The organism is Chitinophaga sp. SVR4-12A (genome assembly GCF_056754765.1).
The window spans coordinates 2,001,847-2,021,182 of record NZ_JBPGWP010000001.1; the positions used below are offsets into that span (position 1 = coordinate 2,001,847).

Annotated in this window: 18 protein-coding genes; 9 read left to right on the plus strand and 9 right to left on the minus strand. The window is 49.2% G+C overall.

The features are described 5' to 3' along the window. The first annotated feature begins 135 nt into the window (after positions 1–135). Positions 136–1,920, plus strand: a complete 1,785-nt coding sequence (locus ACR9Y8_RS08065; RefSeq protein WP_481212734.1) for a T9SS type A sorting domain-containing protein — start codon at positions 136–138, stop codon at positions 1,918–1,920. A gap of 53 nt (positions 1,921–1,973) precedes the next feature. Here ACR9Y8_RS08065 and ACR9Y8_RS08070 read toward each other — a convergent pair whose 3' ends face one another. From ACR9Y8_RS08070 to ACR9Y8_RS08085, 4 genes are all read right to left on the minus strand, one after another. Next, positions 1,974–4,514 (minus strand): BamA/TamA family outer membrane protein, encoded by a 2,541-nt coding sequence (locus ACR9Y8_RS08070; RefSeq protein ID WP_481212735.1) that lies wholly within the window; start codon positions 4,512–4,514, stop codon positions 1,974–1,976. Between the two features lie 94 nt (positions 4,515–4,608). Continuing rightward, a complete protein-coding gene (locus ACR9Y8_RS08075) occupies positions 4,609–5,457 on the minus strand; it encodes a DUF3667 domain-containing protein (protein ID WP_481212736.1) in 849 nt (282 codons plus the stop codon). Positions 5,458–5,474: 17 nt separating this feature from the next. Further along, complete coding sequence (locus tag ACR9Y8_RS08080) at positions 5,475–5,870, minus strand: VOC family protein (protein ID WP_481212737.1); 396 nt, start codon at positions 5,868–5,870, stop codon at positions 5,475–5,477. 46 nt (positions 5,871–5,916) lie between these two features. Then, entirely contained in the window at positions 5,917–6,201 is a 285-nt protein-coding gene (locus tag ACR9Y8_RS08085; RefSeq protein ID WP_481212738.1) for a winged helix-turn-helix transcriptional regulator, read from the minus strand. Positions 6,202–6,509: 308 nt separating this feature from the next. Between ACR9Y8_RS08085 and ACR9Y8_RS08090 the strand changes: the two genes are divergently transcribed. From ACR9Y8_RS08090 to ACR9Y8_RS08100, 3 genes are all read left to right on the plus strand, one after another. Then, positions 6,510–6,866, plus strand: a complete 357-nt coding sequence (locus ACR9Y8_RS08090) for a hypothetical protein (protein ID WP_481212739.1) — start codon at positions 6,510–6,512, stop codon at positions 6,864–6,866. Positions 6,867–7,124: 258 nt separating this feature from the next. After that, positions 7,125–7,502, plus strand: coding sequence for a DUF1801 domain-containing protein (locus ACR9Y8_RS08095; RefSeq protein WP_481212740.1), 378 nt, complete (start codon positions 7,125–7,127; stop codon positions 7,500–7,502). A 5-nt stretch (positions 7,503–7,507) separates the two neighbouring features. Next, a complete protein-coding gene (locus ACR9Y8_RS08100; RefSeq protein ID WP_481212741.1) occupies positions 7,508–8,206 on the plus strand; it encodes a hypothetical protein in 699 nt (232 codons plus the stop codon). A 63-nt stretch (positions 8,207–8,269) separates the two neighbouring features. Here the strand turns inward: ACR9Y8_RS08100 and ACR9Y8_RS08105 are convergent, their stop codons facing one another. The 3 genes from ACR9Y8_RS08105 to ACR9Y8_RS08115 all read right to left on the minus strand — a co-directional run bounded on the left by ACR9Y8_RS08105 (position 8,270) and on the right by ACR9Y8_RS08115 (position 11,703). Further along, entirely contained in the window at positions 8,270–9,886 is a 1,617-nt protein-coding gene (locus tag ACR9Y8_RS08105) for a hypothetical protein (RefSeq protein ID WP_481212742.1), read from the minus strand. Between the two features lie 170 nt (positions 9,887–10,056). Beyond that, positions 10,057–10,938 (minus strand): Nif3-like dinuclear metal center hexameric protein, encoded by an 882-nt coding sequence (locus ACR9Y8_RS08110; RefSeq protein WP_481212743.1) that lies wholly within the window; start codon positions 10,936–10,938, stop codon positions 10,057–10,059. 12 nt (positions 10,939–10,950) lie between these two features. Beyond that, the gene (locus ACR9Y8_RS08115) at positions 10,951–11,703 is read right to left on the minus strand and encodes an MBL fold metallo-hydrolase (protein ID WP_481212744.1); all 753 of its coding nucleotides are present in this window, start codon (positions 11,701–11,703) and stop codon (positions 10,951–10,953) included. A 27-nt stretch (positions 11,704–11,730) separates the two neighbouring features. Between ACR9Y8_RS08115 and ACR9Y8_RS08120 the strand changes: the two genes are divergently transcribed. Continuing rightward, complete coding sequence (locus ACR9Y8_RS08120) at positions 11,731–13,032, plus strand: peptidoglycan DD-metalloendopeptidase family protein (protein WP_481212745.1); 1,302 nt, start codon at positions 11,731–11,733, stop codon at positions 13,030–13,032. Between the two features lie 72 nt (positions 13,033–13,104). Next, positions 13,105–13,866 (plus strand): TVP38/TMEM64 family protein, encoded by a 762-nt coding sequence (locus ACR9Y8_RS08125; protein ID WP_481212746.1) that lies wholly within the window; start codon positions 13,105–13,107, stop codon positions 13,864–13,866. Here ACR9Y8_RS08125 and ACR9Y8_RS08130 read toward each other — a convergent pair. Next, a complete protein-coding gene (locus ACR9Y8_RS08130; protein ID WP_481212747.1) occupies positions 13,858–15,741 on the minus strand; it encodes a serine hydrolase in 1,884 nt (627 codons plus the stop codon). The two genes, ACR9Y8_RS08125 and ACR9Y8_RS08130, sit on opposite strands and share 9 nt — an antisense overlap. Before the next feature lie 391 nt (positions 15,742–16,132). On the opposite strand from ACR9Y8_RS08130, the gene ACR9Y8_RS08135 reads away from it, so the two are divergent. From ACR9Y8_RS08135 to prfH, 3 genes are read left to right on the plus strand one after another with little or no spacing between them, the layout of a single operon-like run. Continuing rightward, positions 16,133–17,356, plus strand: coding sequence for an RtcB family protein (locus ACR9Y8_RS08135; protein WP_481212748.1), 1,224 nt, complete (start codon positions 16,133–16,135; stop codon positions 17,354–17,356). After that, entirely contained in the window at positions 17,353–17,532 is a 180-nt protein-coding gene (locus ACR9Y8_RS08140; protein ID WP_481212749.1) for a hypothetical protein, read from the plus strand. Before ACR9Y8_RS08135 ends, ACR9Y8_RS08140 begins: the two co-directional genes overlap by 4 nt. Before the next feature lie 7 nt (positions 17,533–17,539). Beyond that, positions 17,540–18,154, plus strand: a complete 615-nt coding sequence (gene prfH, locus ACR9Y8_RS08145; protein WP_481212750.1) for a peptide chain release factor H — start codon at positions 17,540–17,542, stop codon at positions 18,152–18,154. 146 nt (positions 18,155–18,300) lie between these two features. Here the strand turns inward: prfH and ACR9Y8_RS08150 are convergent, their stop codons facing one another. Next, complete coding sequence (locus tag ACR9Y8_RS08150) at positions 18,301–19,284, minus strand: nucleoside hydrolase (RefSeq protein ID WP_481212751.1); 984 nt, start codon at positions 19,282–19,284, stop codon at positions 18,301–18,303. Positions 19,285–19,336: the final 52 nt, after the last annotated feature.

A 19,336-nucleotide genomic window follows, 5' to 3' on the forward strand; every position in this document is an offset into this window, starting at 1 on the left:
CTCAACAGGGAGGCACCCTTTTTTTGTTTTGATTATATTAAACTATTTATTAACTTAACTAACTGAAATGTAAACCCGGCTCAAATAACCAGTTTAATACGTCATCAATTATTCATCATCTTCAAAACCCACGCTATGAAAAAGCTATTTACCCTTTTCGTGTGCCTCCTATTGTCTATTGTCAACAGTTATTCGCAGGTAACTACTACGGTCAGTTACAGCAAGGTTGGCCTGAACACATCCGTCTGTAATGCGCTCTATCTCACCACTCCTGCCGTGATCGGCGGTTTAACACACTACGCGGTGTCGGGTGGTGTGAGGTATGGATCCGACTCGGCTGCGCTCAGGCTGGCCACACGCTGGTCGTCCCAAGTCAACGATAACCTGGGCACTGCCTATGCCATGGCATATCCGTTCAAGCGGGGACATAACTATACCGTAGAAGTTACGGGTACTTCCACTGTTCCGAACGGGCAAGCCAATCAAACGCTGATGGTATCATTCGGCACCTCCTTACCGGATCCCAACGATACGCATCCTGGCGATTGCGGACCAGTATCCAACTGGGCGGCCATACCAATTGCCACACAGAGTTACTTTCCATCGGGCAGCAACAAGAGCCTTAAATTTACCTATGACAACTTCGGTGCTGATAACAATTATCTTATCCTGGTGGCCACCGGCAGTACGCCCAGAACAAACGTTGATACACTGAAGATCTCCAAAGTAGTGATCACGGACAATGTTCCGCTGAGCTTTTCACCTACTACTGTCAGCCAGACATGCGGCAACGCGATCGCACCTACGTTTACTGTCACTAACGTAAACAACGTGGATAACGTCAGCGCTTACAAATGGAATCTCAGCGCTGCGCCCAATGGTTGGATGTACAATGGCAGTCCGGCGCCGCAGTTCATCACCACTACCAGCAATTCACTGACATTAACGGCGGATGTATGCAGCAATGTACCGATACAAAATGTTTCCTGTAAGGTGGAGATCAACGGTAAGGATTATGCTGCAGGCGGCGCAACAGCCAGTGTGACCAATCCCAGCTTCTCTATTTCAGGGCCATCTACGGTATGTACTTCTTCCAATTTCTCGGTGAACAATCTTGTGTGCGGTAATACGGTGAGCTGGTCTGTATGGCCGCAGGGTGTACTCAACGTTACGTCTAATCCCGATAACACTGCTACGGCGTCCTGGGTGTTTGATGATAAATGCACGATCTATGCTACTGTTACGGGAGGATGCCTGACCAGTCCTGTAACTGTTTCAAAAGAGGTGGTTGCGGGTAATTCGGTGGACGGCTATTTCACGGCCAGCCCGGATGGCCCTACCAGTCCAACGCCGTTCCCTACAAGCCCTACCCCGACTTTTTCTTCTTTGAACTTCCTGGCTTACTACGGCCATATCAACACCAGCGGCCTGTCTAATATCTCCTGGTCATGGTACTATGATGCGCCGTATGCATGGCAGACCTACAGTGACGGCTTCTTCCTGGAGCACATGACCAACGGGCAGCTGACCTGGGTGGTGCTGGATGCAGACGGGACCTGCGGACATATTCATAAAGAGTATGCTTTCCTTTCCATGATCCGGGGATCGATGAGCTTCAGCGTTTCGCCGAACCCGGCCAGGGGTCAGCTTACCATCCGCAGTGGCACAGCTACTGCAGATTTCAAAACGTTCAAGGTGAACGGGCTTGCAGCAAATGCAAAAACAAGTGGAAAAACGGGATCGCAGATCTATTCGGTGAAAATCATGGATCTTTCGGGCAGGGTGATCAAACATGTGGAGAACAGATCCGGAGCAACACCACTTAATGTATCATTGGCGGGTATCCGTTCAGGATATTATTTAGTGTCTGTATTTGACGGGAAAACCTGGAGCACCAAGAGTATTGTTGTAAACGAGTAGTCACTTAGCAATAAAAACAAGGGGGCTCTTACGGAAAGAGCCCCCTTGTTTTATTAAAAGCGGTAGCCGAGTGTGAGATAGTTGATAGACCCTTCTACTGAGTAGCCTTTGGAGAACTGTAATAACACCAGCTCATTCGGGATGAAGTAAATACCCGCGCCATAGCCATCATGCCAGTCGGCAGAGGATTCTCCAGGCATCCATACCCGGCCGACATCATTAAAGCCGATAATGCCAATGGAACCGGGGAAAAGATAAGAGTTGAAATCAAGGAGCTTCAGGCGCAGCTCAAAATTATTATACACCATCGTCTTACCGGAAAAACGCCAGGTATGGTAACCGCGCAGTGTTTGCGGGCCGCCCACCTTTAAAAGCTGGAAATAGGCAGGATCACCAATGGTAGTACCGGCGGCGGTGCGGTTGGCGATCACTACTATATTGCGCTGGTCCGGGTTTACGTAGAAGCTGAATTCTGACAGCAGCTCTCCGAAACGTTTACTGCCATTGGTAATCTGCTGCATAGCCGTAAAGGAGGTACGCCAGTGTACACCTTTGGTGGGAGATGATCTATCATTGCGGGTATCGAAAACTGCAGCGCCTACCAGGCCTGCATACCATTTGTCTGTAAATACTTCTTCATCCGGTGCGAAGCGATCAAAGTCCTTGAGGAATTTTTCATCGTTGCTGGACAGTTTACTATTATAGAACTGAAGGCCGGGGCCACCACTGATGGTCCAGTTCTTCAGGGTACGGCTGATACGTACATCCCCCTGTACATAGTCGTAACGGTTGCGGTAATACGATATCTTTCCATCCCGCTCCCTGAAATACGTATCATTGCCTATACCGAAGAAATTGCTGACGTTATTAGGCCCGCGGGAAAAGACGTTAATGTTCAGGTCATTCTTACCGAACACTTTTTTATAGTCAGCCGTATAGTTGACCAGGAAGGATTTGCGTACAAACGAGTATTCGATCAGCAGCTGATGCCGGAAGGCATAAGGCTCTTTTCTAAAACCGTGTTTGGTGAGTGCAAAGCCGCCCACGATGCTGATACCGTAGTCATTATTGTAATGCAGCAGGGTAACCGGCTCAAAGCGATCATACTTAAAATTCTGCGGATCGAAATCATTTACCGTAGTATCCCGGGAAGTCCTGATCTTAGCCAGGGAGCGGGACGGCAGCTGGTTCTTCTTATCTGAACGGTCGTAGATGTAGAGGTGTTTCTTATCGTGCGTGGTGCTGTCTATAATGAAGCTGTCTTCTCCCCCACCGCCGATCATACGGATCTTAATGGCCGAAGTAAGTGGCCCGTTCACATAAAATTCATCCTGCCCGGAAAAACCATAAAGCCTTACTTCTTTGGTAACAGCAGGATCGAACGTGCGGTGATAGATGATGTCTTCATGGCGGGAAGTATCTTTCTTCAGCTTCAGGATGCTTACATCGAGCAGCCCTTTTTCTTCCCTGATGTTAAAGCGTTCCCGTTTATCAGACATGGGCACGTCTACATAGATGGAAATAAAACGGTAGTATTGTAATGCCTGCTGTGTAAGGTTATCGCGGCGGGCCATGAAGATGCGCGCGGTTTCCTTTCCCGCCTTTTGATAGATCTGCTCAGGCATCCGTTGCAGTGCGTCAAGGATCACGGAATCGGTGAGATGTTTTTGTACGTAGGTGATCTGTTCGCGCCAGTCTGCTTCGCTGAGCTGGTTCAGGAAATAGCGGTCAAAATACCGGGCGTTGAAGTTCCAGCCTTTAATGTCGCGGATCTCTTTCTTATAGGGCTGGAACTTTGATTTCAGCCATTGGTGGGAAACGATCCAGGGTAATACGCCGGAGGTTTTATAATACACCTGGTCGCGGTCGCGGGGTACGGGTGTATATTTTGTTTCCTTGTTCTCTTTGACCTTATCCCAGCGCCACTGGTCTTCATGCCGGTCCCAGTCGCCGAGGACCATATCGAGCAGCCTTGCCCGCAGCACTATTTTCTGGTCTACTGCTACATCGTTATCGTCTTTCAGCTTCTCCTGTACTTTTTCCGTATTGTCTGTATCATGTGATTCGAGCGGTTCGCGTTCTTCCAGCAGGAAGGGCTTGTTGCCGAATTCTTCCCGGTATTTGCCCAGTTCGGGGTCTGCGGCTACGTATACGATTTCGGGATTTGAATGCGGTATATGCAGGGCATCTGCCAGGGGCGGCACGGTAACGGCGGCAAAGGGATTCCCGGTGGTGACCTGGTCTTGCAGGATATCGCGGGCTACTGTCTTACGCAGCTTTGGCGGCAGCTGGCGTTCCGGGTATTTCTGTACGCTTCTCAATACCCATTGCCTGCCGGCGGCATCGCGGAGCCTTAATGACCTGGTTTGCTGTCCGCCACCTTCCTGGACGATGGTGAGGCCTCCTTTTTCAGTAGCGAAATGAATGACGCGGATCTTTACCGGTATGGCCCAGAGCTCCCTGTAATTGGCGCCGAAAAAGAAACGGTGCATGCCGCCTACATTGTTATACCAGGGCGCGATGGCCACTTCGACGCTGTCATTTGCTGCCTGGTTTTGTGCCTGCGAGATAAAGGGCCTAAGCAATACAGCCATTAATATCACAAGATAAAGCTTAAAAATGCGGTGCTGCCCGTTCAAAATTATCATCTCTGGAAATTTACGTAGGGAAATATATAACTATTTGTCCTCAAATTGTCCATAATGTAAAAAACGTGATGAACAGCTTATAGAGGGCGCCGGTATAAATCAACAACTGGCTTATGATAAGGCCTTTTACAACCGTCCAGGCCCAGTTGTTCGCGTAAACACGGTGAAGGGCAAGTACCAGGTATACTGCATTCATCAAAATGATCACTCCCCATAGCCATTCCCTATTCTCATAAAACCAGCCCTGGTGATGATTCATCAATGGCCCGGCGATAAAGCGGGTGTAAAGGCCCCAGGAAATGAGATAGAAGGTAAAATAATGTGTTGCAAATATTACGTGAGGCACGTATTTTCTATAGTTCCTGTAAAAGAGGATGAACAGGAAAAGTGCCAGCACAGGGATCAGTAAAAAAACGAAAGCTTTTGCATTGTCTTGCGCGGCGTGGTTAAAATCATGGGTAAATGCGTCCAATGACATGCCATGGGCGGCGGCTTTGCTGATGGCGAGCTCCCGTGCCTTCCGGGAAAAAAAGTCATGCTGTTGTATAACGTACTCGAGATGATTATAGAAAAAATCGAATGCCTTCATAAAGATGAAATACAACAACGCAACTACCAGGTATAGCTGCAGTGGTTTCATCAGCCGGACCCGCCTGCCTGCAAAGTATTCTGCAGTGAGCTTACCGGGATAGACCAACAGATACTTTACGGTTTTAAAGAACTTGCCATCAAAATGAGTAAAGGCATCCAGGGCATCTGTCAAATATTTTTTAACAGCGTGCTCATTGAGGTCTACAGACTTTTCACCACAGTTATAGCAAAATCCTCCTTGAAACTTATGCTGGCAGGTGGGGCAATAACGTGGTTTATTGATAACATGCGTTCGCATTCGCATTGAAAGTATTGCTATGCTTTCTTGATGTCTTCCCAAAGGCCCAGCAGGTTTCCTTCACTGTCGGCCACGTAGGCATAGTACCCGGCGCCTTCGATCTCCTGTTTTCCCTTAATGATGCCGCCGCCGGCTGCTTTGATCTTCTCTACACATTCATCGATGGAGGGCACGTTCACTGTCACCTGGGGTGTTTTAAGGTATTCATTCCGTTCTACGATACCGCCGTTGATGGCGCCCGGCTCTTTAGGGATAAAGGTGGTTTCGTCTACTTCCACTGTCCTGGCGCCTGTATATACCGAACCGTCCTGCATGGGCCAGTCCTGCAATTGCCAACCAAAAATGTCACTGTAAAATTTCTTGGCCCGCTCGAGGTTATCAGCGGGAATTTCAAAATGAACTACTTTTTGCATGACAGTATAATTTACGATAAAGTTAAAGAATACCCGTCAAATGGCCTCAATGCCTGTATTTATCGGGCATCAGGTGTTGGGCGCCCCATTCCACTACCGGCATCAGGACCTCCAGTAAGGAGCTTCCAAGGGCGGTAAGGCTATATTCTACACGTGGCGGTATCTCGGCAAAGATCTCGCGGCTTAGTAAGTTATCCCGTTCCAGTTCACGGAGCTGAGCAGCCAGCATTTTCCTGCTGATCCCTGGCAGGTGCTTTTCCAGTGTGCTGAACCTGTTTATTCGCTTTGAAACAAGATAAACGATCATGGGCTTCCATTTGCCCCCGATCACATTTAATGTGAGTGCAAAGGGACATACTGCGGGTGGATCAGACCAGTCCTTCTTCCAAGATTTCGGCTTTCATTATCCATTGATTTACAAAAAGGTAACAATAAAATCTGCTAAGTCACTTCCTGGTAACCTATCGTTTTTGATCGTGGCGATCCTCAATTTTGCCAAAACAAAAATCATGAATACGATACAAAGAACGACCTTTTTTACATTGCTTTTGCTATTGATGACCTGTATTCATCACGTTTACGGTGCTATTGTGTATCATAACTCACTGGAGACTGCATGTTGTTTTTATAGCGGTACCGGTGGCGGCGGCAGTTGGGCTGCTGCATTACTTTTATGCGAAGAACAATAAGAGCCGGGCGCTTTTTATCTGCTATGCACTGATGGTGTTGCTGTTCCCGGTAATGTTGATAGGTATTTATGAGGGGCTGTATAATCACCTGGCTAAGAATATCATCTTCCCGTTTAGCGGGAACTCGGCTTTCTTTAAGATGCTGTTTCCCCCTCCTACTTACGAGACGCCGAATAATTTAGTGTTTGAGGTAACGGGCGTGCTGCAGGCGTTTATATTGTTTCCCTTGCTGCGCAGTTATGGAAGGTTGGTCAAGTGGGGTGTTCAAGCGCAGGTACCGGGGAAGCTTTCAGTAAAGGGAGACTAAGCTATTACCAGGCGCTGGCTAAGGACTTACTAAAGACTGACTAAGCCCTTACTAAACTCACACGTTACTGGTACTAAATTAACACTACAGGCATTCGGCGTGTAAACGGCCAGGAAAACCCATGTAGAAGCGGAGGTGAGGTGGACAGAAGGTGGACTTGAGGTGGAGTTGATGCGGGTTTAAATTGTATTAGTTTTGGACAGCCTGCGGGCAGGTGGTAATATAATATCGTTATTTACATAGCCAAACGCTACCCGAATGAAAATTAGAAACCTGGTTGAGCTGTTTTCCATTCTCCCTGAAGACGAACGAATAATTGTAGATGTACTACGGCAGATAATTATTGAAACGCTTCCGGCATACTGTAAAGAGAAAATATCGTACAATGTTCCATTTTTTTATGGTAACAAAGGTATATGCATTATCTGGCCGTCAACCGTGCCACGGGGAGGTATCAAAAATGGCGTTCTTTTAGGTTTCTGGTATGGATACAAATTAAATGACGTTGATGGCTTTCTATCTCACGGAACCAATAAGCAAATTTTTTATAAAATCTACCAGACTCCGGAAGAGATTGATGACAGGCCAATAAAGAAGCTGTTAAAAGAGGCGATCAAATTAGATAACTTACATTAACTATTATGGTAGATCTATCTCATGCGGAGCAACACATTCGCTATGTCACGAATTTTCAAGACCTTGTTTCTACACCATTTAATGGAGCAATTAATGCGATTTGCTGGACCCGTGAACTAACAGGTGATTTTTCTGAGATCGTTGAAAAGGTAGCATTAAGCGGGAATATAACGGAAATTGGACAAACGGAACTTTGTGAACTTCAGTTGAGTGAAGAAGGACAAGTTGCCCGTGAAATTCTTTTAAATGACCTGCGCTTATTGAAAGCGCATGGTGCATCGCCCATCCTTAATGTGATCAAATACTATGAGCGGGATGATAGCTACCCGTTTTTTTCCACCGATGTGTACTCTTTTCACGTAGATCGCTCTCCCATACCAACCAATACCTTTTTATGCACCTACTATGGCGAATCGAGTGAAATATTGCCCAATTCACAAGCCGAAAAGAAAGTACTTATTCCGGAAATTCGTGATGAACTCAAAAAACTATATCAGGGAACAGAGGAAGGTTTTGAATCATTCTTAAGTGAACATTTCTTTGATCTGCACTACCAGGCGAAACGGGATGCGCGTCCAATAAGCTTAGGTCTTGGTAACCTATGGAGGTTGGCGGTTGATCATCCTGAAAGCCTGGTTCCTCCTTGTGTTCACCGTGCACCAAAGGAAAAACCCGGAGAGAGTAGGTTGTTAATGATCTGTTGAACATACCTCCAAATGCATAGGAACATCGCGAATACGCCAGCGGCGTATTCGCGAGCCCAATGATCAATTCTGCAACACCCACTGACTGCTTTCAAAAAAATTCGGCACAGCGGTACATTGTGCAAAGCCACTTTGATTTTCCAGGTTCAGGTAAGTGCCCTGCCACTCGTTCTTCAGGCGTACGTTGCCGTTATAGTTCTCCAGCATCCAATAGCTGCTCCAGAAGGTGTTGGGTATGTCGGTGCTTTCTGCATAGGGGTAGAGATGTTCTATGTTCAGGTAGTGACCGGTGGCTACGTTCTTAAAACGTGTATGGCCGTTCACCTGTTCCTGTACCCATCTGTATTGGTTGCCCGTGTTGCTGCTGCTGTATTTTACCTGGCCGTTATCTTCATAGAGGTAAGTGCTTAGCCATTTGTTTTTAATCAGTACACCGGTACCTGTCGGAGGCGGATTGCCGCCGCCACCGATGCTGTTCAGTAAAGCTGCTGCATTGCTTACCTGCAGGTTGGCCAGGTAGCTGAATACCTGGTTAAGCTGCTGCTGTACGCCGCTGTTACCGCTGTATTGTTTGCGGTACTGGTAAAGGCGGAATACCAGGTCCAGCTCGTGTTGTCCGTAGGGAACGCCCAGTTGCTGCTGCATAGTAGTAAGGAAGGAGTAACCAAATTCTTCGGTGGGCTCTATCATGGTGCCTTCGCCATAGTCGTTCCAGGTAGCGAACTGGATAATGCTGACGCCGGAGCTCAGGGCTTTATCCAGCATCGTAGCAAAAGTGCCTGTACCATTGTGGGGAATCTGCCACGTAGGGCCATCTGCCCCGCCGGCTGCATAGAAAGGTTTGAAACCCGGGTATACTACGCCGATGGGTAATGCGAAGTTACTGACCTGGCGGTAGTAATTATCCACTACCGTAGGATGATCCTGGTAGATCCAGGGGAACTCGCCGCCTGCATTATTAGCTCCTATCTGGTTGGTAAAACCATACAGCGGGATCACTTTTGGACGGGGATTGATGCCATTCAGGATCTGGTCCCATTCGGAAGGCTGATGGAAGGTGATAGGACCGAAATTCAGCACTACGGGAACATTATTCGTCCTGAGGTAATTACCCTGGCCAAAGTAATTGTTCTGCATGTACACGAAATCGCCGTTGGCACCGGACGTCTGACCAGGGTCCCAGTTCCTGTCTTCATGGACGATGGAGAACTGCAGGCCCAGGGCGCTCAGCTTGCTGATCAGGGCATTGGAATTCGCGAGGTTGTCCGGATAGTCGTACCGCTGGCGGGTGCCCGGCCAGTCGATGAACACGCCATCGGCGCCTGCATATTTCATAAGCAGCAGCTGGTACTCTATGATATCCGGATCGCCGGAGGCATAGGGACCGGTTTTAGGATAGAAATAAGCGGCGATCTGGCGCTTGCCGTTCACGATAATGTCCGGGTTCCGGGTGTTCATTTTCCAGTGGTATCCCCAGGCGCCTCTTGAGGCCGGGGTCTCGAACCAGGGCATCCAATGGATAAAGATCTTTTTGTTGGTTGTTTTGTTCACTGCAAGGGCATTAGCGGATACCTGCTGCAGGGCGGATGCATCGGGCGATAAGGGCTCATCCTTTAGTAAAGATTTAGTGCATGCCGACAAAAACAGGATACAACCACAGATCCAGGAGATGGTTTTCATTCAGAGGGATTTAAGTGAAGAATAGGTTTTTCAGTGCGAAAAATAGGGAGATGCGCCAAGGCTGTATAATAATATCCAAAAAATATAAGGGGAAAATGTTCTTTCAAACATTTTCCCCCTGGTATTCATCACTTTAGTAATTGCGCTGTATTGAAAAAATATAACGGCTTTTAAACAAATCTGAAGGGGTTACCGGAGGCAATATGTGTTACGGGCACGCCCTCCAGTTTAGGTTGCAGCCAGTCTACCAGCCATTCCATACCCGGCTCTTCACTCTGGGAATGTCCCAGCACGATGAGGGCGGTCTTTCCTCCCAGCTGCCTGGCATCGCGGATGTATTCTGCCGTTTCCCATTCATGCACTTCGCCTACGATGAGCACATCGGGGTGCTCCTTCTCTACGATGGCGATCTGTCTTTGTCCGCCGGCGGCGCCGGGCAGCAAGGCTATACGCTCACAGGTTTGAGCAAGATCGCCGATCACGCGGAGCTGTTCAATGCCCAGGGATTGTTTAAGCGTGTTAATGATGTTTTGCAGGGAAGCAGATGGCAGCTGGAGAATCATATTGCCGGGCTTGTAGTATTGCAGCCAGCCTGTTTTCTTCAGCACCCCATATCCTATTCCATCCGGGCGGTAAGTATGCCAGTAATCGTGAAAGCGCCATACGGCGATGTTATGCTTTTTCAGCAGCTCCTGTTTCCGGCGTACCACGTCGTTCTGCCCGGACCAGTTCGTATCATCGAGATGGTTATAAAACGTAGGTTCGTGGGCGATGATGAAATTGGCCTTCCGTTTTGCCGCTGCTTCAATCACATCAATGGTGGCGAACATGGTAGTGACGATGCCGGTGACCACCTGTGTTTCGCTGCCGCTTTTCAGCGTGTCTACCGTTTCCTTAAAGGGAGCGCCGGGAATCTCTTTCAGGATGATGTCAATCACCTCGCGAACCGTATAGGTTTTGCGGGCAGCTATGGTGATGCGGGGAATGCTTAATACTGCTGCGGCTCCTGCAGCTTTTGCGATGGTAGTAATGAATGTTCTTCTGGCAAGCATGCGATATCAATTTTATTTGTACCAGTTACGCAGGCGTACCTCTATCTGTTTGTTTCCTTCATCTACCAGGCGCTTGAAAGCGTTTACGTCGCTCAGGCCATTTTGTCCGCGGTAGTGATATGGGTATACGACGCGGGGCTTAAAGGCCAGTACGGCGTCTGCTGCGTGGTTCACATCCATGGTATAGGGCAGGTTCATGCAAATGAAAGCCACATCGATGTTTTTGAGGCCGCGCATTTCAGGAATGTCTTCGGTATCGCCGGAGAGGTAGACGTTCTTACCACCGATATTGAGTACATAGCCATTGCCCCTGCCTTTAGGATGTTTGGCATCGGGACCACCGGGTGGATTGTACATGGGGATGGCGGTGATGGAAATACCAGCCTGTGTAGTTTGTTCTCCATTCCTGAGCACAACGGCCTTTGTGCGGTCTTCGGCTGCCAGTTTATCTGCCACTGCCTGCGGCACCACCAGGATGGTATTAGGCGTTTTAACGGCGTTCAAAGTACCCGGGTTGAAATGATCGCCGTGGATATCGGTGATGAGGATCACATCGGGCTTAGCGAAGCTTTTATACTTCTCTGCACCTCCATCGGGATCTGCGTAGATAGTAGTGCCATTAAAAGACAATACCAGGCTGGCATGTTGAACGGGCTGAATGGTCAGCACGCCTTTTGCGGTTTGCACGGTATCCGGCCCGCTCTGCTGAGCAGCCGCGTGTGTGGTGGTTAAAAGGAGGGCGAATGCAAGGTTCCTGAATTTCATAACAAATAGATTATATTGTATAAAATTATGAAAAAGAAGCAGCAGTTCAACCCCGGGATACTATTACTATCGGCAGCAGCACTGACCTTCTTTGCCTGTTCTTCTTCCAAAAAGACGTTGACGTCAAAAAAGGCGGCCCGTGAACAATATGCCAGCCGCATTGCGGATGCAGGACTGCAGAACACCACCGTAGGCAGACTATGGTTTGCTGCTGCGGAGAAAGCGTTGGTAAGGCCACTGACCATCACATTACCTTACCGGGAAACCGGCTACTTTGCCGCTGAAAAACCGGATGCAGTGGGTTATATCTTTCCTGTGAAACGGGGAGAACAGATCAATGTGCAGGTGAGCATCAAGCCCCGGGGAAGTTTCCTCCTGTTCACAGAATTGTGGCAAAGCGAAACGACGGGCAATCCTCCTTCGCTGCTGGCTGCCGCTGATACTACTGTGCTGCAGCTGCAATACGAAGTAAAGAAAGAGGGCCGTTTACTGGTGCGCGTACAGCCGGAACTGTTACGCGGAGGGGAATATACTTTGTCGATCAGCAGCAGCCCTACCCTGGGCTTCCCGGTACAGGCCAATGCTGCTTATAAGATCATCAGCCTTTGGGGCGATGGCAGGGACAAAGGCAGCCGTAAGCATGAAGGCATTGATATTTCCGGTAAGTTCAGAACGCCCGTGGTAGCAGCGGCCAGCGGCTATGTGAACAGTGTCCGTGAAAACAGCCTGGGCGGCAAAGTGGTATTCATACAGCCGGAGGGAAAAGATTATACTTTGTACTATGCTCACCTGGATGAACAACTGGTGCGGCAAGGGCAGCGCGTGGACAAAGGAGAGCCGGTAGGATTAATGGGCAATACCGGCAATGCCCGTAACACGGTCACGCACTTACATTTCGGCATTTACACCGCAGCAGGCGCCATTGACCCGCTGCCTTTTGTAAACCCCGACAAGGCAAGTCCGCCCGCTGTTACTGCGCCGCTGGAACTGTTACAGCAGCATGTACGTAACCCTGCTGTCACCACCCTTCGCGTAAGCCCTGCAAAAACAGGCATGACACTGGACAAGCTGCCTGCTAACCGGGTGATGCAGGTATTGTCCGCCACGGGCGACTGGTATAAAGTGGTGCTGCCCGATACACGGGAAGGCTTTATTGAAAGCGCCGCTGTTACAGACCGCTCCTACCGCACATTGGTCTTAAAAAACGCAGCGCCTCTGCTGGATGCTCCCGACAGCATTACCGCCATAATGACCACTATGCCGCAAGGCAGCAGCATTCACGTGCTGGGGGATACGGCGATTACCAGTATGTGCAGTATAAGGCGCTGAACGGCTGGATCAAACAGCCATTTACCGGAAGCAGCAACTGACCCCTGCCAGGCTCTTCAAAACATCTTTAGTATGCTTTTTGAAGATGCATTGAAAAGGACAAAGGCATCTATGACCCAAAGAAAAACAGCAGACCGGATACACGATACGAAAACAAGCAAGCTCCCGTTTATCATCTCCATTTCCATATTGGCTATACTGGGCTTGTGCTACTGGCTGATCCCCCCGTTCCAGGAGGGGGTGAAGGAGGCATATAAAATGCTGACCAGCGAAGACCAGGACCGCATCCGGGACTGGGTAAAGCAATTCGGGCTGGGTGGGCCAATAGTGCTGGTCATTATGATGGTGGTACAGATGTTCCTTTTTGTTGTGCCCAATGTGCTGGTGATGATGGTGGCCATTACCTGCTATGGTCCTATATGGGGCTCCGTTATTTCCCTTCTGGGTGTATTTGCTTCCTCTTCCTTTGGCTACATGATAGGAAGAATGCTGGGGCCATCTGTTGTCAATAAATTCGTTTCCGTAAAAACGCAGGAAAAGATCAGCGCCTTTATCAAGGCATACGGCGTACCGGCTATTGCCATTACCCGGCTTTCCTCCTTATCAAATGACTCCCTCAGCTTTGTTACCGGGGTTCTGAAAATGAAATACCACCGATATATACTGGCTACCATGGGTGGCATTACGCCCCTGGTAATATTGCTGGCCATATACGGGCATAACGGGCGCATTGAAAAAGCGCTGATCTGGATCGCTGCTATATCGCTGGCAGGGCTGATCGCTTACATTATCATCGATAAACGCAGAAAGAAAAAGCGGGGAGCATCAGTGTAAACTGATGATCCGTGTGATCTGCCAGCCATCCCCTTTCCTTTGCCAGATCATAACAAATTTACCGGGTCTTGATATTGACTTTTCTACCAGGTTATGAAAACGGTGATACCCTATTTCCACAGCGCCGTAGTTATTAATGGGATAAACTTCCACACTCCCGGGCAATAGTTCACGTTTTACCTTATTGCAGATATTTCTTGCAATGGCATCCATGACATCTTTTTTGGAAGTGGAAAGCCCGGTTTTATCATGATAGAATTCCAGGGTATCTGACAGGAAAGCGCGCTGGGTTTCCAGGTCACAGTTGTTGTAAGCGGTAAAGAAGGTGCTGTCCATCTTTACAATTTCATCGTATAGTTTTTTGTCGTCCGGCACATAAGGTTCGGGGCGATAGTTAGTATCCTTTTCTTCTGTGAGCCTGGCCAACACCTTTCTGCCATTGTCATTACCGGCATTCAGGTCAATGGACTTTTTATACATGCTGATGGCTTCTTCTTTCTTTCCCATTCTGGCCAGTACTTCGCCGTAGCTGTCGTATACATTCCAACTGCCGGGGTAGAGGCGCACATTGTTTTTAAACACCTCGTAAGCGGCTGTATCCATCCCTGCATTCAGGAAGTCATATCCCAATACATTGAGATCTTCTTCTCCCAGCACATAGTTGGCGGTATCCTTTTCTATCCTGGCCAGCATCTTATTGCCGCCGGTGCAGCCCTCTTTTGCCAGGGCGATGGCATATTCCCTGGCGCCGTTCTTCGCAGGTCTGAGGGGCGTGGCTCCGTTCAGGATCTTCAGTGCCTCGTAGGCCATGGAGTAGGTATCGTTACCGGTGTTATCAAACACGATGATCGTTTGATGTTTGCTAAGATCCCGGAACAGTATGGCCCGCAATCCCGGTATGCCGCCCGTATGCAGCACACATTCGCCGAAGGCGCTGTCATATGTTGTTCCCCAGCCAAGACCATAGTGCTGTGCATTGTCTCTGCCATTGGCGAGCTTTACGGGCGTGAATGCTTCTTTCAGAGTGGCCTCACTTAATAGCTTTCCATTGTAAAGCGCTTCATCATATTTCAGCAGGTCCCTGGCGGTTGTGATCATATCTCCATGTCCCTTGAGATTAAAATTATACAGCCTGCGGAACTCTGCCGCCGTATCCGGCTTTTCCAGCGCCGGCGACCAGGTATAGCGGTAGCGGTATAGTTTGGAAAGATGCTGATCCTGCCGTGAAAAAAACTCAGACGATGTTATACTGCGCATACCTGCAGGCGCAAAGATGTGACGGGCGAGATAGGTTTCATAGGGCTCTCCTGACAACTTTTCTACGATCACTGCCAGTATATTGAAGTTAGCGTTATTATAACTGAACTCCTCACCGGGCTGAAAGTTCAGCGGTAGCTTAGCGGCGATGGCAGCGGGGATGAGATCGTTGTTTGTGAAGACGGTATCCGGGTGCTGGTCTATGATCTTGAAGAACAGCTGTGCATAATCGGGGAAGCCGGAGGTATGCGAGAGCAGATGCCTGATAGTAATATTGGGATAGGGAAAATCGGGCAGGAATTTAGTGACCGGATCTGTGATCTGCAGCTGGCCCTTTTCCTTCAATTGCAGTATAGCCGTGGCAGTGATAGTCTTTGTGATGGAGGCGATCGGAAAGGTAGACAAGGCTGTGTGGGGCCTTTTGGTGGAAAGATCTGCATAGCCGAAGGAGTGCTCATATACCACTTTCCCGTTTTCAGCTACCAGTATGTTTCCGTTAAAGCGGTTGTTGGCGGCGAGTGCAGTAAAGTACTGATCGAGTGCTTTTGCTTTATCCTGTGCAGTTACCGTACCGCTGATGGCGGCAATAAAAAGAAGGCAAGCCAGTTGGAATTTCATGTTGTATTATTTGTGCGTAAGCTGTTTGCAATATTGGCACCATGTTATCGCTATGATCCTTACCAACTATTTATACATCGGGATTTTTATCAATTGTCCGCTTTTGAAACCCGAGGTGTACGCTTCCGGCCATTTGTAAATTAAAAATAAATGTATACATTTGCGCCCGATTCCTAATTGTTTCACCCTTTAAAATTATAGGAATTATGCTTGAACGTACCTACATATCATCTCTTTCATTAGCTGCCTAAACGGCAAAAGCTACCCCTTTTCCTTTTATTTACCGGAATAGTATTGCCTGATCATTCATGATGGTCATGCCGGTTATCTTTTGCCAGCTTTTTCGCAGCGGGGGCTATTGCCATTCCCCATCGCTAACATCAAAAAAGCTATGAGCAATTTAAAAACAAAAGAACTCAGTAAAATAGGATATACGAACGACCAGACCAGAAGCCTGGTTATCAATATCATCTCAAAACATTTCAAACACAGTACAAAAGCAGACATCATCACGCTGCTCAGCAATATCAAGGACAGGCCGGAAGCATACCTGCAGGATGAGGTGCTGGGCAGGATCGCAGGCACTTTTGTTGAACAGGAAGCAGCATGCAATTTTCAATCTTTTGAGCTGCTGGAACAAACAGGCCAGCTAAAAATATACGGCGGTAAGGAAATAGAGCATGCCGCTAAAAAACAAATGGAGCTGGCCATGTCATTACCTGTGAGCATACAGGGCGCGCTGATGCCGGATGCCCACATGGGCTACGGCCTCCCGATAGGCGGCGTGCTGGCTACGCGTAATGCCGTGATACCCCATGCAGTGGGTGTAGACATTGGCTGCAGAATGGCCCTGTCTATCCTGGATGAAGGCGAGCATTATGTAAAACGCTATGCGCACCAGGTAAAGACAGCCCTGAAGGAATTCACGCATTTCGGGATGGAAGGCGGGCTGGAATTTGCGCAGGAGCATGCAATATTGGACAGTCCTGCGTTCCAGGCCACAGACCTTTTAAAGAAGCTGCACAGCAAAGCGGCCCGGCAGCTCGGATCCTCCGGCAGTGGTAATCACTTTGTAGAGATGGGCATCATCGAGCTGTATGAAAACAATTCGCTGGACCTGAAGCCCGGAAAGTATACCGCTTTGTTATCGCATTCCGGTAGCCGTGGCCTGGGCGCCAGTGTTGCGCAGTATTATACCAGGATAGCGATGGACACCTGCAAGCTGCCCAGATCAGCGCAGCAGCTGGCATGGCTGGAAATGGACAGCGAAGCCGGACAGGAATACTGGCTGAGCATGAACCTGGCGGGCGATTATGCAAAGGCTTGTCATGACCGCATACATGCCAACCTGGTAAAAGCCCTTGGTCTGCAAAAACTGGCCACCGTAGAGAACCATCACAATTTTGCATGGAAGGATACGCTGGCAGATGGTACCGAAGCGATCGTGCATCGTAAGGGCGCAACGCCTGCACATGCGGGAGAGATGGGCATCATCCCCGGCAGCATGACCACTGCCGCTTACCTGGTGTCGGGCAAAGGCGTTAAAGACGCCCTGCACTCCGCCTCCCATGGGGCCGGCAGGGCGATGAGCCGGCAAAGGGCCCGGAAAACATGACGGTATCTGCCCTGAAAAAAATGTTAAGCCAGGCAGACGTCACCCTTATCGGCGGCAGCGTAGAAGAAAATCCGCTGGCCTATAAGGACATTGAAAAAGTGATCGCCGCACAAACGGCATTAGTAGAAACGCAGGGAAAATTTATGCCCTGCATTGTAAGAATGAATAAAGAGTAGATCATTTATGGACAAAATAATTGTACAGATCACCTCAGGCCGCGGGCCGATAGAATGTTGCCGCGCCGTGGCCCGGGTACAGGAGATGATGCTGAAGCAATGCAAAGCAAGAGATATCGAGGTGTCCGTACTGGATAGTAAAAAAGCAGATCTGAAAGGCACGCTGCTTTCTGCCACCTTACTGGCCAAAGGCAAACACCTGCAGGCTTTCATGGAAGAGTGGCAGGGGACGATACAGTGGATCGCACAGAGCCCTTACCGCAAGTTCCACAAGCGTAAGAACTGGTTTGTGGGCGTAGGTATGTTCCCACTGCAGGAGCAGGCCTTGTGGAACCCGAAGGATGTGGTGGTAGAAACCTGCCGGGCCTCTGGTCCGGGCGGACAGCATGTGAACAAAGTAGAAACGGCCGTGCGCTGCAGGCATATTCCTTCGGGCATACAGGTACTGGCAGCAGATAGCCGCTCACAGCTGCAGAACAAGCAGCTAGGCATGGAACGGCTAAAGGCTAAGGTAATAGCCTGGCAAACCGAACAACTGCTGGAGCAGCAGCAAAACCAGTGGCAGGAGCATAATGTCCTGGAAAGAGGGAATGCGGTGAAAGTGATTGAGGCGGCTTTGTAAAAGTCGTCAGTTGTTAGTTGTCAGTTGTCAGTGATTGAAGCGGATAATGAGTGGTGCAACTGACAACTGACAACTGACAATTAACAACTGACGACTGACGACTGACAACTGACAACTGTTAACTGACAACTGTTAACTGACAACTCTCATTTCTGTTGGGGCTGATGATGCATGAGCTGTTCTATCAGTGTTTGCAGCTCGTCCTTTTTGTCGTTCAGTTCCAGTAAGGTAAAGCGCTCTCCGGGTATGACGGTATTGCTGCCGTCGTCCTCGATCTGGAAATTCAGCCTGCGCACACTGAACCAGGGATCAGTGCCCCTGATGGCAACCAGTACGGCTGTCTGGTCCCAGCTCATACGGCCCGTGGTGTTCTTGTCTTTGCCCAGCGCGATGGCGTAGGCATCTTTTACGGGGCTGTTACGGATGCTGTCATCCCTGATCAGCGGAATGCCGGTGTGAATCTGCTCTCCTACTTCCAGGGGGCTGAGGATCACCGGCGTTTCCCATTGTTCGAATACCATCCGGGCGGCATTGGTATCCATGTACACATTGTATTCCCGCCCTTTTGTTTCACCTTTTGGCAGGCTGGCTGCCATGGATACCAGCTGTTTTACCTTTTGCCGTATGAGGCTCCTGCCATCCAGCCGGGAAAAGCGATCAGGGCCGGAAGCCAGCAGGGCGGCCAGGTTGGTAAAGAAGCCTACGCTTACGATCGTTACCGAGTGATCCGGCTGTTTGGCCAGGATGCGGCGGTACAGCGCTACGGCTTTGGCGGCGTTTTTATTGGAAGACAGCCGATGGGGGTACATGGCGATAATGGCCTGTGCCCATTTCTGCGGACAATCCTCGTTAGGCTTCTTTCCTTCCGTTACGCCTACCGGGAGCTCCGGCCTCCCGAAGTAGGTGTTTAATACGCTGATGGTGGGAACGGTGGTTTCGAAGGCGTTGCAGGAAATGACCGCCAGTATGTTTGCCTCCCCTTTGTCGGCTAAGGCGTGCAGCAGGGTCAGAGCCCCTACATCGTCATAGTCGCCGGCAATATCGGTATCCAAAATAACGGATGCCTGCGCAAAGGCGCAGAAAGGGGCGAAACATAGTAATAATACCTGTTTTGTAAAGTTGTGCATCATATTTTATGCTATTTTCATACCGTGGACCTTGACAAGTTAGGACAATTATGCA

Excerpts from the sequence above, each read along its gene's own strand:
- ACR9Y8_RS08070 (WP_481212735.1), bottom strand. The coding sequence starts at position 4,514 with ATGGCTGTATTGCTTAGGCCCTTTATCTCGCAGGCACAAAACCAGGCA.
- ACR9Y8_RS08140 (WP_481212749.1), top strand. The coding sequence starts at position 17,353 with ATGACGGTATCTGCCCTGAAAAAAATGTTAAGCCAGGCAGACGTCACC.
- ACR9Y8_RS08110 (WP_481212743.1), bottom strand. The coding sequence starts at position 10,938 with ATGCTTGCCAGAAGAACATTCATTACTACCATCGCAAAAGCTGCAGGA.
- ACR9Y8_RS08150 (WP_481212751.1), bottom strand. The coding sequence starts at position 19,284 with ATGATGCACAACTTTACAAAACAGGTATTATTACTATGTTTCGCCCCT.
- ACR9Y8_RS08115 (WP_481212744.1), bottom strand. The coding sequence starts at position 11,703 with ATGAAATTCAGGAACCTTGCATTCGCCCTCCTTTTAACCACCACACAC.
- ACR9Y8_RS08130 (WP_481212747.1), bottom strand. The coding sequence starts at position 15,741 with ATGAAATTCCAACTGGCTTGCCTTCTTTTTATTGCCGCCATCAGCGGT.
- ACR9Y8_RS08120 (WP_481212745.1), top strand. The coding sequence starts at position 11,731 with ATGAAAAAGAAGCAGCAGTTCAACCCCGGGATACTATTACTATCGGCA.
- ACR9Y8_RS08075 (WP_481212736.1), bottom strand. The coding sequence starts at position 5,457 with ATGCGAACGCATGTTATCAATAAACCACGTTATTGCCCCACCTGCCAG.
- ACR9Y8_RS08135 (WP_481212748.1), top strand. The coding sequence starts at position 16,133 with ATGAGCAATTTAAAAACAAAAGAACTCAGTAAAATAGGATATACGAAC.
- ACR9Y8_RS08105 (WP_481212742.1), bottom strand. The coding sequence starts at position 9,886 with ATGAAAACCATCTCCTGGATCTGTGGTTGTATCCTGTTTTTGTCGGCA.
- ACR9Y8_RS08065 (WP_481212734.1), top strand. The coding sequence starts at position 136 with ATGAAAAAGCTATTTACCCTTTTCGTGTGCCTCCTATTGTCTATTGTC.
- ACR9Y8_RS08125 (WP_481212746.1), top strand. The coding sequence starts at position 13,105 with ATGCTTTTTGAAGATGCATTGAAAAGGACAAAGGCATCTATGACCCAA.
- ACR9Y8_RS08095 (WP_481212740.1), top strand. The coding sequence starts at position 7,125 with ATGAAAATTAGAAACCTGGTTGAGCTGTTTTCCATTCTCCCTGAAGAC.
- prfH (WP_481212750.1), top strand. The coding sequence starts at position 17,540 with ATGGACAAAATAATTGTACAGATCACCTCAGGCCGCGGGCCGATAGAA.
- ACR9Y8_RS08080 (WP_481212737.1), bottom strand. The coding sequence starts at position 5,870 with ATGCAAAAAGTAGTTCATTTTGAAATTCCCGCTGATAACCTCGAGCGG.
- ACR9Y8_RS08100 (WP_481212741.1), top strand. The coding sequence starts at position 7,508 with ATGGTAGATCTATCTCATGCGGAGCAACACATTCGCTATGTCACGAAT.